Here is a 12,857-nt window from a genome sequence, read left to right on the forward strand (position 1 = left end):
GGGGACTACTCCTTGGCCGCCAGATTCACCACACGGTTGGAGCGATCCACCGGGCGCACTTGCTGGCCCTCGTGAAGCACATGCACACCGGCGGCTATCACCCAATCAGAAGGGCTCAAGCCTTCCAGCACCGGGACGGTCTTTTCACCGAAGGCGCCGATGCGCACGGGGGTGCGCTTGAGGGTATTGTCCGGCTGCACACGCCAGACGTAGGACTCACCGTTCTCCGCACTGAGGGCAGACAGCGGTACCGACAACGGAATTACGCCGTCGGCCTGTATGAAGACGCGGGCACTCTGACCCAACTCGGCCGGGACTTTGCCACCGGTGAAGGCGACGCGGGCAGCAAAGGTGCGCGACTTGGGATCGGCAGCCGGTGACAGCTCACGAATGCGCCCGGCGAAACGCTGGTCCGGCTGGCTCCACAGTTCGACCGACACCGGCTGGCCAATCTTGAAGCGGCCGAACCCTTGCTCCGGCAAGCTGATCAGCACTTCGCGCTCGCCATCGGTGGCCAGGGTGAACACCGTCTGCCCGGCGGACACCACCTGGCCGACCTCTACCGCACGCTTGGCGACCACACCATCCTGGGGCGCACGCAGCACGGCGTACCCGGCCTGATTGCTGGACACGTCGAATTCGGCCTTGATTTGCTTGAGGCGCGCTTCACCGGATCGGTAAAGGTTTTCGGAATTATCGTACTGGGAGCGGCTGACCATCTGACGGTCCATCAGGGTCTTGTAGCGATCCCGCTCGGCGCGCACCAGGCTCAGGTTGGCCTCGGCCGCGGCCACCTGGGCGCGGGTGGCCTCCAGTTGCAGGCGCACGTCCTGCGGGTCGAGTTCCGCCAGCGGCTGGTTGGCCTTGACGCGCTCGCCCTCCTCCACTAGCCGTTTGCTGACTTTGCCGCCGATGCGAAAGGCCAGGTCCGGCTCGTAGCGGGCACGCACTTCACCCGGGTAGCTGTCGGTCGCCTGCGCCGATGGCTGCGGCTGCACCACCATGGCTGGGCGGAGGGTGGTCTGGGCCGCTTCTTCATGGCCGCAGGCGGCCAACAGGAAGACCAAGCTGACAGGCAACGCAAGGGGCAGGAAAGTACTGCGCATGCTGAAGGACCTTTCGCAAATGGAGCTAGGAATAATTATACTGGCCGGTATGTTATTAATACCAAACTCACCAGTCCAGTATTAAAGGTGAAAATGTCCGACAATCCTGTAAACACCAATAGCCCCGGGCGCCCCAAGGACATGGCAAAACGCCAGGCTATCCTCTCGGCAGCGAAGATCCTGTTCTTGAGCAATGGCTACGCCAGCACCAGCATGGATGCCGTGGCGCTTGAAGCCGGCGTGTCGAAGCTGACCGTCTACAGCCACTTCACCGACAAGGAAACCTTGTTCACCGCTGCCGTGGTGGCCACGTGCGAAGAACAATTGCCGGTGATGTACTTCGAACTGCCCGAAGGGCTACCGGTGGAGACGGTGTTGCTGAATATCGCGCGGGGGTTCCATCGGCTGATCAACAGCGAGGAATCGGTGAACCTGCATCGCCTGATGATGACCACCGGCAATCAGGACGTGAAACTCTCACAGATCTTCTTCGAGGCCGGGCCCATGCGCATGCTGCAAGGCATGGAGCGGCTGCTGAGCAGGATCGACCAGAGCGGCGCCCTGGCCATCGACAAACCGTTCAGGGCAGCCGAACACTTCTTCTGCCTGCTCAAGGGCACGGCGAATTTCTGCCTGTTGTATGGCTGCGGCGGACACTTGAGCGACGCAGACGCCGAAGCGCATGTGCAGGAGGTGGTGGGGTTGTTTATGCGCGCTTACCGGGCCTGAAACGCTGTGCTGTCTTGACCGGTCCTATCGCTGGCCTGCCAGCGATAGGACCCTGCAGGTCAATGAAGGCTTAAGGCTTGAGCGCCTTCTTGGGATAGATGTCATACCGGCTGGACTTGCCATCCAGCGCATGGCTCGGCTTGGGCCCGTCGATGCACGGCGCCTTGCGTGGACGCTTGACCACCACGCGGTGGCTGGCCAGGGCCAGGGCGGCAGCGAGCAACGCCGGGGCGTCCGGATCATCGCCGACCAGTGGCCGGAACAAGCGCATTTCCTTCTTCACCAGGGCGGTTTTCTCACGATGGGGAAACATCGGGTCGAGGTAGATCACCTGGGGCGGCTCACCTTGCCAGTTGAGCATCACGTCGATGGAATTGCCCTTGAGCAAGGTCATGCGCGCCACGATCGGCGCCACGTCAAAATCCTGCGCAGCGCGCGCCAGGCCGTCTTCGAGCAAGGCGCCGATCAACGGCTGGCGCTCGATCAGGCTCATCTCGCAGCCGAGGCTGGCCAGCACGAACGCGTCCTTGCCCAGCCCGGCCGTGGCGTCCAGCACGCGCGGACGCACGCCCTGGGCGATGCCCACGGCCTTGGCAATCATCTGGCCGCTGCCGCCGCCGTATAACCGGCGGTGAGCAGCACCGCCTTCCACGAAGTCCACGCGCACCGGCCCCGGTGCATCAGGGCCCAGCTGTTGCAGCTGCAGGCCCTGCTCGCCAACCTGCAGGGAAAAGTCCGCTTCGTCCAGCTGCAACGGCAAGCCAAGCAGCGCAGCCCACTGCTCGGCGCGGTCCTTGAAACCTTCGGCCAAGGCCTCGACCTGGATGCGGCTGGCCGCGGGTTGTTCGCTCATCAATCACTACGCTCAAAAATATTAAGGATCGGCAAAAGTCGGCCGATAAAAACAACAGTCAGGTATTTTGCCAGAGCTGAGCGTCGACCGAGAAAAATGTCAGACATTCTTCCCCTAACCATCGGTGTACTGCCGACCCACAACCACTACGGCCTGCGCAATACTCAAGCGCTGGCCGGGGTGAGTCATGTGTGGCAGGACTTCTTCGCCCGCGCGCTGGCCGAGCAGCTCGGTGAGACGCCGGACGCGCTCGCCGCCAAGGCGCCTGAGCCGCTGGACCCGGCGGTCGAGCCCAGCGAAGGTGCCGATCTGTTGTCGCAGATTCTGACCCAGCGTGAATGCGAGGTGAAAGACACCGAAATCGCCCCGCCTGAGCCGCTGTTCCTGCCGATTGCCGAATTTGAGACCGAGTTGCTGCCACCGCCGGCAACCCCGTTCCCACCGGAAGAAATCGTCGCCCAGCAACGCCAGCAGAATTTCGAGAGCGGCTGGGTCCGCCCGATCGTGCTGACCGCCGGCCAGCCACTGCCCGAACCAGGCCCGGCGCCTGAGCCACGGCCACTGCACTTGCCGATTGCCGAGTTCGAACTGGATCTGTTGCCGCCGGCCGCCACGCCGTACCCCGAAGAGGAGTTGGTGGCGCAGCAAAAAGCCCTGGATTTCGATTATTACTGGGCTCGCCCATTGATCACCCACAACCTGCGCTTGGCCGCGTAAACCTAGCGACACACCCACCAGCGCCCCATGTCCAGATGGAAATGGTTGCGGTGCGCGGCGTTGTAGTCCGGGCTCAACACCACATTGAAATCGTTGCAGGCGCCCTCGCGCACCTGGCGCAAAAAGCGCGCAGCGTCGCCTTCTCCCGGCCAATCCTTGAGCACACTGATGCTGCGTCCGTCTGCCAGGCGAAAGCCGGCGATATCCACGGCATTCGCCGACGCATGCTGGCTGAGTCGCCCTTCGGCACGGTTATAGATGTTGCGACAAGCGAAGCTGCCCAAGTGATCGACCCGCGTCACCGCCTGGCCAAACACCGCCTGCGCCGCCGGTTGCAGGCTGTGGCGCTCGAACAGCGCAAACGCCACGGCCAATGGGCAGCTGGCGAGAAAGCTGCTGCTCAAGCCCACGTCGGCACCCTGCACGCGCAGCACATTGCGCAGTGGGCACGCCGCATCGGCCGGTGTATCCGCTTGATGGCTGACGCGCAGGCCGGACGTCTTCAGTACCTGGTCGCACAGCGCGGGGTCATCCTGCAACCGCCCGAGTTTGAACCGCGTCAGCAGGTTCGGGGCGGCACGCACATCCAACGGCGCCCAGGGGTTCCACTCCGCCGGTAAAGGCACCCAGCCGCGCCAGACACCCAGCACCGCAGCGCCGGCCAACAACAGCAGCATCCCCACTACGGTAAAAAAACGCACGGGTCAGTCCTTGAAGAATTGCGTCGCCTGGCTGTAGGGCATCGAGCGCTCAGTGAAGGTAAAAGTGCCCGACGAATAGACTTCCTGCGCGGCCCGGTAGAACTCGCCATACGCCGCCAACGCCATGGCCGAGCCCACGCTGATGCGCTTGACGCCCATTTCGCTCAATTGCGCCACGCTCAGTTTCAACCCACCGGACATCAGCACATTCACAGGCTTGGGCGCGACGGCCTTGACCACCGCCAGCACGTCCTCGGCACTGCGCAGGCCGGGTGCATACAGCACATCGGCACCGGCTTCGGCGTAAGCCTGCAGCCGGCGGATGGTGTCAGGCAAATCCAGGCGACCATGCAGGAGGTTTTCCGCACGGGCGGTGAGCATGAACGGGAATGGCAGGCTGCGCGCAGCGGCGACTGCAGCCTCCACACGCTCTACGGACAGATCAAAGGGATAAATCGGGTCGACGGCAATGCCGGTGGCATCTTCGATGGAGCCACCGACGATCCCGCTGGCAGCCGCACGCAGAATGGTCTGGGCGCAGCCGTCGGGCGTGTCGCTGAAGCCGTTTTCCAGGTCGGCCGCCACCGGCAGCGTGGTCGCCCGGGCAATCACCCCGGCATTGACGAGTGTGTCTTCCAGCGACAGTGCCCCTTCGGCATCCGGCCGCCCCAGGCTGAAGGCATACCCTGCGCTGGTAGTGGCCAAGGCTTCAAAGCCGAGGCTGGCGAGCATGATCGCCGAACCAGCATCCCACGGGTTGGGCATCACAAACGCGCGGTCGCGCTCATGCAAGGCCTTGAAGGTTTCGGCGCGAAGGGTTTGGGCATCCATGACTGACTCCTGGCGGAAAAAGGAGCCCTAGAGTAACCCCAGTTGCTCCGCTGCGGGTTCTCGATGCAAGGTCGGCAACGCCGGCAGGCCGGGCAAGCGCGCCATCAACTTGGCGTGAAAGCGCAGGGCCAATTGCGCGGCCAGGCGGTTGTCCGAGGTGTGCAGGAACACGTAGGGGGTGCGGCCTTCTTCAATCCAGCCGGCGATTTTTTCCACCCATGGGATCAGGAACGGGTCATTGGCCTCAAGCTTCGGATGACCAATAAAACGCACCTGGGGAAACTGGGTCAGTGCCGCAGGTCGTGTTGGCACCTTGGGCTTTTTCGATTGGGCATGCAGCACGGCGGCTGAGGTGGATGTGCAACTGAATAATGCACGCGGGTCGAGACAGATGCGTTCAACCCCGCGGTCGCGCAGCAGACGGTTGAGCATGCGCTCGGCATCGCCCTTGGCGAAGAACTCCGGGTGCCGCACTTCGACCGCCAGCGGCCGCTCCAGCGCATCGATAAAACCCGCCAGCTCGCCCAGCCGTTGCGGCGAAAAGCTGGCCGAGAGTTGCAGCCACAGCGGCGAGACGCGCTCACCCAGCGGGCTCATCAGCCCGACGAAGCTTTCCGCCGCCGGCAACTGCTCACGCAGGTCGCCGCCGTGGCTGATGTCACCGGGAAATTTAGCGGTGAAGCGAAAATCCTCCGGCATGATTTCAGCCCAGCGCTGCACAGTGGCGGCCGAGGGTCGGGCGTAAAAGGTGGTATTGCCTTCAACGGCGTTGAAGACTTGGGAATACAGCGCGAGGTAGTCGCTGGAACGGGCATCGACGGGGTACAGGTACTCGCGCCAGGCGTTTTCGCTCCAGGAAGGGCAACCGATGAAATAAGGCAGGCGCATCAGATGTGGATGTCGAGGCCCAGCACTTCCATATCCCATTCGACAAAACCGGCGGTGGTCAGGTAGCTGGCCAGGGCGGTGGCGACGCTTTTGCTCATGGAGCGAGGGAAGACCATGTCTTGCTGACGGGCTGGAAGGCCGCTGGTGCGGGCACCTGCAGGGCCTTGCTGGCTGGATGATGCTTCAGACTGGACTTCGATGAAGTCCGGCGAATCCTCGACGGACTCGTCTACCGTGACGTTCGCCTTACGTGGCTTGCGCTTGATGGGGTAGGACTGTGAGGAAAAGCCGTCTATACGCATCGATGCGAACTCGGTATCGGTGATGGCATTTTAGTGGCGCAATCCGTAGCGCGCAAATGCTCTGGTGATAACTAGAACACATAATTTGTAAAAGGTTTAAAAACGCCGGCAAATTCTGACGATTGGCGACTTTAGTCCCAAATTGCCAGCATTTTTGACGTCAAATTATCCCGCGCTCGGCCTTGGTTTGCGCGACCTTATCGCGCAGGTACACCGGGGCCGCCTGGTCGGCAGGAATCGCCTCGCCCCGCTCGAATGCAAAGCGTGCCAGCGTCAGCAGGTCTTCGGCATGGGGCAACAGTGTGGCGTCCTGGCCCACCAGCGGCACCGCGATACGCTCGCCATACCCCCAACCGGTGCCAGCGCCGAACCAGTCGCCACTGGCGTCACTTGGCAATGCCGCTGATTCCGGCGGCTGCACGGCCTCCACGCCGACCAGGCGCATTTCGCCAGCGGTTTCGCGGTAGCAGCCCCAATAGACTTCATCCATGCGCGCATCAATCGCCGCCGCCACCTGCCGTGCGCCGTGCTCGCGCAAGGCACGCTGGGCCAGCACCGCCAGGTTGGAGACCGGCAACACCGGGCGCTCGAGCGCAAACGCCAGGCCCTGGACCACACCGATGGCGATCCGCACGCCCGTAAATGCACCCGGGCCACGGCCGAAGGCGATGGCATCCACGGCAGCCAGGGTCGTGCCGGCGTCTTCGAGCAGTTGCTTGATCATCGGCAACAGCTTCTGCGCGTGCAGGCGTGGGATCACCTCGTAGTGGCTCGTTACTTTGCCATCGTGCAGCAAGGCAACGGAGCAAGCTTCAGTCGCGGTGTCCAGGGCCAGCAGGGTGCTCATCGGTGTAGGTGTCCAAGTCGAAAAAAAGTGCGCCAGTATAAACAACAACGGCCCGCAAGCGGGCCGTTACTGTGAAGCCGAGCGATTGATCAGCTCAGGGCTTGCAGCACCTTGGCGGTGATCGCTTCCACGGAGCCGACGCCAGGGATGTGGCTGTACTTCGGCTTGCCTTGGGCAGCAGACAGCTTCTGGTAGAAATCCACCAGCGGCTTGGTCTGGGAATGGTAGACCGACAGGCGATGACGCACGGTTTCTTCGGTGTCGTCCTTACGCTGCACCAGGTCTTCACCGGTGATATCGTCCTTGCCTTCAACCTTTGGCGGGTTGTAGACGGTGTGGTACACGCGGCCCGAGGCCTCGTGAACGCGACGACCGGCGATACGCTGGACGATTTCTTCGTCTTCAACGGCGATTTCGACCACGGCATCCAGCTCGACACCGGCCGTCACCAGGGCTTCAGCCTGGGGAATGGTGCGTGGGAAGCCGTCGAACAGGAAACCCTTGGCGCAATCTGGCTGCGCGATACGGTCCTGGACCAGGGCGATGATCAGGTCATCGGACACCAGGCCGCCGGCATCCATGATGCCCTTGGCTTTGACGCCCAGCTCGGTGCCTGCTTTTACCGCAGCGCGCAGCATGTCACCGGTGGAGATTTGTGGAATGCCGAATTTTTCAGTGATGAACTTTGCCTGAGTACCTTTACCGGCCCCGGGAGCTCCCAGCAGAATGACGCGCATCGATGTGCTCCTCAATTTTTTATAGAGATGACGCTCGGATTCGCCGCGTGGGGCCAATCTCGTAAAAATAGGATTCGGGCCGCACAAACGGCCAAAGGCTGATCAAGATACACAGCAGACCCTAAGCACACAAGCCGCCGAAAGTCGCAAGAACCCGCGCCATACATGCGCCATAGGTGGGGTGTGCCTGAGTGCAACCCGGCCGTGCAAACGCCAACCGCCCATTTCCTGGCGGCTGGCGTACTTCATCTGCAAGCCTTTGAGAACACGCGTAAAACCTCAACCGGTGTTGCGTAAACCGGCGGCGATACCGGCCACAGACACCAGCAGCGCCTGTTCCAGAGGGCTGTCCTGCGCTGCTTCCTGCTGGCGCGAGCGCGCCAGCAACTCAGCCTGCAGCAGGTGCAGGGGGTCAAGGTAAGTGTTGCGCAGGCGGATGAACTCCAGGGTGTCGGGGCTATGGGCCAACAGTTGCGACTGGCCGGTCAGGCCAAGCACCACCGTGCACGCCTGCGACAATAGGTCGCGTAAGTGCGCGCCCAATGGCAACAGGTCCGGCTGCACCAGGCGCTCGTCATACAGCCGCGCAATGTCGGCATCCGCCTTGGCCAGGACCATTTCGAGCATGTCGATGCGGGTCCGGAAGAACGGCCACTGCTCACGCATCTGCCCGAGCAGTTCGCCTTCGCCGCGCTCCAGCGCCTTGCTCAACGCAGCTTCCCAGCCGAGCCATGCCGGCAGCATCAGGCGGGTCTGGGTCCAGCCGAAGATCCACGGGATGGCGCGCAGGCTTTCGATGCCGCCGGCACGACGCTTGGCCGGACGACTGCCGAGGGGCAAGCGGCCGAGCTCCTGCTCCGGTGTGGATTGGCGGAAATACTCGACGAATTGCGGATTTTCCCGCACCACCGCGCGGTAAGCGCTGACACCATCCGCCGCCAATTCGTCCATCAAATGGCGCCAGGCCGGTTCCGGCGGAGGCGGCGGCAACAGCGTCGCTTCCAACACCGCCGCCAGGTAAAGATTGAGGTTCTGCTCGGCAATGTCCGGCAGGCCGAATTTGAAACGGATCATTTCGCCTTGTTCAGTGGTGCGGAAACGCCCCGCCACCGAACCCGGCGGCTGCGACAGGATCGCCGCGTGAGCCGGGCCGCCACCGCGCCCGACCGTGCCGCCACGGCCATGGAACAACAGCAGTTCCACCTGTTGCTCGCGGCAGATATCCACCAGGCGTTCCTGCGCCCGGTACTGCGCCCAGGCTGCGGCGGTGGTGCCGGCGTCCTTGGCCGAGTCCGAATAGCCGATCATCACTTCCTGCGGGCCCTGCAAACGGGCGCGGTAGCCCGGCAGTTGCAGCAGGCGTTCCATCACCGGCCCGGCGTTATCCAGGTCAGCCAGGGTTTCGAACAACGGCACCACGCGCATCGGCCGTTGCACGCCCGACTCTTTCAGCAACAGTTGCACCGCGAGTACGTCCGACGCGGCGCCGGCCATGGAGATGACGTAGGAACCCAGCGACGCCGCCGGCGCGGCGGCGATTTCCTTGCAGGTATTCAACACCTCGGCCGTGTCCGCCGACGGTTTGAAATACCCCGGCAGCAGCGGGCGGCGATTGCCCAGCTCCTTGGTCAGGAAACTGATGCGCGCCTCTTCGTCCCAGTCTTCATAACGACCAAGACCGAGGTAATCGGTGATTTCCGTCATGGCCGCCGAATGCCGGCTGGAGTCCTGGCGCACGTCCAGGCGCACCAGGAACAGACCAAAAGTCACCGCACGGCGCAGGCAATCGAGCAGCGGACCATCGGCGATCACGCCCATGCCGCATTCGTGCAGCGACTCGTAGCACAGCTCCAGCGGGTCGAGCAGGTCGCGGTTGTTTTGCAACACTTCGGCCGGCGCCGGGGTGCTGGTCGTCAATGAGGCATGCGCCCAACTGCGCGTGGCGCGCAGGCGTTCGCGCAATTGCTTGAGCAGCGCACGGTACGGTTCGACGCTGTCACCGACCTTGGCCTGCAACGCCGCGCTGGCGTGCTGCATCGACAATTCGGACGCCAGGTGATCGATATCGCGCAGGTACAGATCGGCCGCCATCCAGCGCGCCAGCAGCAGTACTTCGCGGGTGACCGGCGCGGTGACATTCGGGTTGCCGTCGCGGTCGCCCCCCATCCACGATGCAAACCGAATCGGCGCCGCCTCCAGGGGCAAATGCAGGCCGGTAGCGGCGTGCAAGGCCTGGTCAGCCTTGCGCAGATAATTCGGGATGGCATGCCACAGAGAATGCTCGATCACCGCAAAGCCCCACTTGGCCTCGTCCACCGGCGTGGGGCGAGTGCGGCGGATTTCTTCGGTGTGCCAGGCTTCGGCGATCAAGCGCTGCAGGCGCTGGCGGATCTGCTCGCGCTCGGCGGTGGTGAGGTCGCGGTGATCCTGCAACGCCAGCTGCGCGGCAATCGCATCGTATTTCTGGATCAGGGTGCGGCGCGCCACTTCGGTCGGGTGGGCGGTAAGGACCAGCTCGATCTCCAGGCGGCCCAACTGGCGGGCCAGGGACTCGTTGCTGTGGCCTTCGCTTTGCAGGCGCGCCAGCAACTCCGGCAGCACCCGGGATTCGAACGGCGCAGGTTGCGATTCATCACGCCGGTGAATCAGCTGGTACTGCTCGGCAATATTGGCCAGGTTGAGAAACTGGTTGAAGGCCCGCGCGACGGGCAGCAGTTCGTCTTCCTTCAACTGATTGAGGCTGGCGCTCAGTTCATCGCCCGCGGCTTTCTCCGCGACCGCGCCACGCCGGTCGGCCTTGGCGCCCTTGCGGATCTGCTCGATCTTGTCGAGAAAATCATCGCCGTACTGCTCTCGAATGGTGTTGCCCAACAGCTCACCCAAGAGGTGAACATCCTCACGCAAGCGTGCATCGATATCACTCATCAGCCAATCTCCAGCCAGAAATCCGGGACGCGCAGATTTTCCAGAGTGCCGCCAGCATCGGTTTATGACAAGACTTTAAACCTTGTGACTTGCAGCTAGTCTCAACTGTGAGTCGCCTGTGTTTATCCACGCACGCGGCTGGACACTCATCACCGCCTGCCATCGCGGGCTTTATTGAGGTTGCCATGAAAATCCGAGAACTGGCCCAGCATTGGGAAGAGAACGCCAAGGGTCGCTTGACCAAGACCGAGTACGCCATCCATCTGGATGTGGAGTCCGCCGCAAGGCTGGCGGCCATCGCGGAAATGTACCCCAAGCGCCATACCGAAGAACTGCTCGGCGAGCTGATCGGCGCCGCCCTCGAAGAGCTGGAAGCCAGCTTTCCCTATATCAAGGGACAACAGGTGGTTGCCACCGATGAAGAGGGCGACCCGCTCTACGAAGACGTCGGCCCTACCCCACGTTTCCTGACGCTGTCGCGACGCTATCTGCACGATATGTCGAGCAGTTCGGACGAGCAGAAACACTGACCCCACTCTCCTCCTGCCCCTTGTAATCCGGGCCCTTTACGGGCCCGACCTACCTCCGCGCGCGGCAAAAGTTCCAAGTTTTTAACGCTGACCATTCAGTCAGTTATTTTTTTAGGCAAATCGCCATCTCTTCTGAACTTTTGAAAAAAGCCTCCGGTCACAGCCAGTAAGCCATCACTTGGAACGGCCGTTTGAAAGGGCTTTTCGTGCTTTACCGCCGGGCCCCGCACCGCCGACCAGTGACATGGATTTTGATGTTTTTCAGGAGTTACCCAATGGAGTTGAAGACGATGAAGACCAGCACTGCCAAATCCTCGTTTAACCATCTGCGCGGGCTCAAGTTGGCCGCGCTGGCAATCGGCACCAGCTTCGTTTTGGCTGGCTGCGCCGGCAACCCGCCGACCGAGCAGTACGCAGTTACCCAATCGGCGGTGAACAGCGCTGTCAGCGCCGGCGGCACCGAGTACGCAGCCGTAGAAATGAAGTCGGCCCAGGACAAGCTCAAGCAAGCCGAGATTGCCATGCACGACAAGAACTACGACGAAGCCCGTCGCCTGGCTGAACAAGCCGAGTGGGACGCTCGCGTCGCTGAGCGTAAAGCCCAGGCCGCCAAAGCCGAACAGGCTGTGAAGGACTCCCAGAAAGCTGTTCAGGAGCTGCGTCAGGAAGGCATGCGCCCAGCTGTTATCAAGCAGCAATAAGCCGCCGCCCCTGATTGCAATGCACCCGATATCGAATTGAAAGGACGACACGACTATGCGTAAACAATTGATGATCCCTGCCCTGCTGGCGATGAGCGTTGCCTTGGCGGCGTGCTCCACCCCGCCGAACGCGAACCTGGAAAATGCACGGACCAACTTCTCGGCCCTGCAAGCCAACCCGAATGCCACCAAGGTAGCGGCGCTGGAAACCAAGGACGCCCAGGACTGGCTGGACAAGGCTGACAAGGCCTACCGCGACAAGGAAGACCAGAAGAAAGTCGACCAACTGGCCTACCTGACCAACCAGCGCGTTGAAGTGGCGAAAGACACCATCGTGCTGCGCGAATCCGAAGCCAAGCTGAAAAACGCCGGCGACGAACGTGCCCGCGCCCTGCTGCAAGCCCGTGACGCGCAGATCAAGCAACTGCAGGACAGCCTGAATGCCAAGCAGACCGATCGCGGTACGCTGGTCACTTTCGGTGACGTGCTGTTCGCCACCAACAAGTCCGACCTGAAATCCAGCGGCCTGGTGAACATCACCAAGCTGGCGCAGTTCCTGCGCGACAACCCGGACCGTAAAGTGATCGTCGAAGGCTACACCGACAGCACCGGTTCCGACTCGTACAACCAGAGCCTGTCCGAGCGTCGTGCAGCTTCCGTGCAGCGTGCACTGGCTCAGCAAGGCGTGGACATCTCGCGCATCGTGACCCAGGGCTATGGCAAGGAATACCCGGTTGCCGATAACAGCAGCGTATCGGGCCGTGCCATGAACCGCCGCGTCGAAGTGACCATCTCCAACGACAACCAGCCAGTCAAACCACGTTCGTCCGTCGCGAACTGATGGCCTGATGCTGGATAAAAAAACCCACCTTACGGTGGGTTTTTTTATGGATTGCCAAACTGGATAGGACGGTGTGTGTCCTCGTCCGGCATCTTCATCTTCTGGTCCTGTTTCTGGTCCTGTGCGGTCCGCCGCTCAAGATCTACATG

At 62.3% G+C, this 12,857-nt stretch carries 14 protein-coding genes; 5 read left to right on the plus strand and 9 right to left on the minus strand.

Annotated elements, in window-relative coordinates:
• Nucleotides 1-5: 5 nt before the first annotated feature.
• On the minus strand, nt 6-1,106 hold the full coding sequence (locus NTD80_RS18305) for an efflux RND transporter periplasmic adaptor subunit (RefSeq protein ID WP_065903129.1): 1,101 nt from the start codon (nt 1,104-1,106) through the stop codon (nt 6-8).
• A gap of 93 nt (nt 1,107-1,199) precedes the next feature.
• On the opposite strand from NTD80_RS18305, the gene NTD80_RS18310 reads away from it, so the two are divergent.
• Complete coding sequence (locus tag NTD80_RS18310) at nt 1,200-1,835, plus strand: TetR/AcrR family transcriptional regulator (RefSeq protein WP_262134484.1); 636 nt, start codon at nt 1,200-1,202, stop codon at nt 1,833-1,835.
• 70 nt (nt 1,836-1,905) lie between these two features.
• On the opposite strand, the gene NTD80_RS18315 is transcribed toward NTD80_RS18310, so the two are convergent.
• Complete coding sequence (locus NTD80_RS18315) at nt 1,906-2,688, minus strand: class I SAM-dependent methyltransferase (protein WP_262134485.1); 783 nt, start codon at nt 2,686-2,688, stop codon at nt 1,906-1,908.
• A 96-nt stretch (nt 2,689-2,784) separates the two neighbouring features.
• Here NTD80_RS18315 and NTD80_RS18320 point away from each other — a divergent pair, with 96 nt between their 5' ends.
• Nucleotides 2,785-3,405, plus strand: a complete 621-nt coding sequence (locus NTD80_RS18320; RefSeq protein ID WP_106804973.1) for an energy transducer TonB — start codon at nt 2,785-2,787, stop codon at nt 3,403-3,405.
• A gap of 2 nt (nt 3,406-3,407) precedes the next feature.
• Here the strand turns inward: NTD80_RS18320 and NTD80_RS18325 are convergent, their stop codons facing one another.
• From NTD80_RS18325 to ppc, 7 genes are all read right to left on the minus strand, one after another.
• On the minus strand, nt 3,408-4,082 hold the full coding sequence (locus NTD80_RS18325; protein WP_410017421.1) for an extensin family protein: 675 nt from the start codon (nt 4,080-4,082) through the stop codon (nt 3,408-3,410).
• 27 nt (nt 4,083-4,109) lie between these two features.
• The gene (locus NTD80_RS18330; RefSeq protein WP_262134488.1) at nt 4,110-4,937 is read right to left on the minus strand and encodes an isocitrate lyase/phosphoenolpyruvate mutase family protein; all 828 of its coding nucleotides are present in this window, start codon (nt 4,935-4,937) and stop codon (nt 4,110-4,112) included.
• Nucleotides 4,938-4,964: 27 nt separating this feature from the next.
• The gene (locus tag NTD80_RS18335) at nt 4,965-5,825 is read right to left on the minus strand and encodes a DUF72 domain-containing protein (RefSeq protein ID WP_262134489.1); all 861 of its coding nucleotides are present in this window, start codon (nt 5,823-5,825) and stop codon (nt 4,965-4,967) included.
• Complete coding sequence (locus tag NTD80_RS18340) at nt 5,825-6,127, minus strand: hypothetical protein (RefSeq protein WP_065903149.1); 303 nt, start codon at nt 6,125-6,127, stop codon at nt 5,825-5,827. The genes NTD80_RS18335 and NTD80_RS18340 overlap by 1 nt, the downstream gene beginning before the upstream one ends.
• 160 nt (nt 6,128-6,287) lie before the next feature.
• Nucleotides 6,288-6,974, minus strand: coding sequence for a tRNA (adenosine(37)-N6)-threonylcarbamoyltransferase complex dimerization subunit type 1 TsaB (gene tsaB / locus NTD80_RS18345; RefSeq protein ID WP_262134490.1), 687 nt, complete (start codon nt 6,972-6,974; stop codon nt 6,288-6,290).
• Between the two features lie 89 nt (nt 6,975-7,063).
• Nucleotides 7,064-7,711 (minus strand): adenylate kinase, encoded by a 648-nt coding sequence (gene adk / locus NTD80_RS18350; protein ID WP_065903153.1) that lies wholly within the window; start codon nt 7,709-7,711, stop codon nt 7,064-7,066.
• Nucleotides 7,712-7,990: 279 nt separating this feature from the next.
• Entirely contained in the window at nt 7,991-10,636 is a 2,646-nt protein-coding gene (ppc, locus tag NTD80_RS18355; RefSeq protein WP_262134492.1) for a phosphoenolpyruvate carboxylase, read from the minus strand.
• Between the two features lie 185 nt (nt 10,637-10,821).
• Between ppc and NTD80_RS18360 the strand changes: the two genes are divergently transcribed.
• The 3 genes from NTD80_RS18360 to NTD80_RS18370 all read left to right on the plus strand — a co-directional run bounded on the left by NTD80_RS18360 (nt 10,822) and on the right by NTD80_RS18370 (nt 12,708).
• Complete coding sequence (locus NTD80_RS18360) at nt 10,822-11,166, plus strand: pilin assembly protein (protein WP_065903159.1); 345 nt, start codon at nt 10,822-10,824, stop codon at nt 11,164-11,166.
• Between the two features lie 290 nt (nt 11,167-11,456).
• On the plus strand, nt 11,457-11,867 hold the full coding sequence (locus tag NTD80_RS18365) for a DUF4398 domain-containing protein (protein WP_177343934.1): 411 nt from the start codon (nt 11,457-11,459) through the stop codon (nt 11,865-11,867).
• A 55-nt stretch (nt 11,868-11,922) separates the two neighbouring features.
• A complete protein-coding gene (locus tag NTD80_RS18370) occupies nt 11,923-12,708 on the plus strand; it encodes an OmpA family protein (protein ID WP_065903166.1) in 786 nt (261 codons plus the stop codon).
• The last annotated feature ends 149 nt before the right edge of the window (nt 12,709-12,857 follow it).

Source organism: Pseudomonas sp. 13B_2.1_Bac1 (assembly GCF_025466155.1).
GTDB lineage: Bacteria > Pseudomonadota > Gammaproteobacteria > Pseudomonadales > Pseudomonadaceae > Aquipseudomonas > Aquipseudomonas aylmerensis.

What these genes read in the sequence shown, in the direction of transcription:
- NTD80_RS18305 (WP_065903129.1), bottom strand. Translation starts at nt 1,106, where the DNA reads ATGCGCAGTACTTTCCTGCCCCTTGCGTTGCCTGTCAGCTTGGTCTTC.
- NTD80_RS18310 (WP_262134484.1), top strand. Translation starts at nt 1,200, where the DNA reads ATGTCCGACAATCCTGTAAACACCAATAGCCCCGGGCGCCCCAAGGAC.
- NTD80_RS18315 (WP_262134485.1), bottom strand. Translation starts at nt 2,688, where the DNA reads ATGAGCGAACAACCCGCGGCCAGCCGCATCCAGGTCGAGGCCTTGGCC.
- NTD80_RS18320 (WP_106804973.1), top strand. Translation starts at nt 2,785, where the DNA reads ATGTCAGACATTCTTCCCCTAACCATCGGTGTACTGCCGACCCACAAC.
- NTD80_RS18325 (WP_410017421.1), bottom strand. Translation starts at nt 4,082, where the DNA reads ATGCTGCTGTTGTTGGCCGGCGCTGCGGTGCTGGGTGTCTGGCGCGGC.
- NTD80_RS18330 (WP_262134488.1), bottom strand. Translation starts at nt 4,937, where the DNA reads ATGGATGCCCAAACCCTTCGCGCCGAAACCTTCAAGGCCTTGCATGAG.
- NTD80_RS18335 (WP_262134489.1), bottom strand. Translation starts at nt 5,825, where the DNA reads ATGCGCCTGCCTTATTTCATCGGTTGCCCTTCCTGGAGCGAAAACGCC.
- NTD80_RS18340 (WP_065903149.1), bottom strand. Translation starts at nt 6,127, where the DNA reads ATGCGTATAGACGGCTTTTCCTCACAGTCCTACCCCATCAAGCGCAAG.
- tsaB (WP_262134490.1), bottom strand. Translation starts at nt 6,974, where the DNA reads ATGAGCACCCTGCTGGCCCTGGACACCGCGACTGAAGCTTGCTCCGTT.
- adk (WP_065903153.1), bottom strand. Translation starts at nt 7,711, where the DNA reads ATGCGCGTCATTCTGCTGGGAGCTCCCGGGGCCGGTAAAGGTACTCAG.
- ppc (WP_262134492.1), bottom strand. Translation starts at nt 10,636, where the DNA reads ATGAGTGATATCGATGCACGCTTGCGTGAGGATGTTCACCTCTTGGGT.
- NTD80_RS18360 (WP_065903159.1), top strand. Translation starts at nt 10,822, where the DNA reads ATGAAAATCCGAGAACTGGCCCAGCATTGGGAAGAGAACGCCAAGGGT.
- NTD80_RS18365 (WP_177343934.1), top strand. Translation starts at nt 11,457, where the DNA reads ATGAAGACCAGCACTGCCAAATCCTCGTTTAACCATCTGCGCGGGCTC.
- NTD80_RS18370 (WP_065903166.1), top strand. Translation starts at nt 11,923, where the DNA reads ATGCGTAAACAATTGATGATCCCTGCCCTGCTGGCGATGAGCGTTGCC.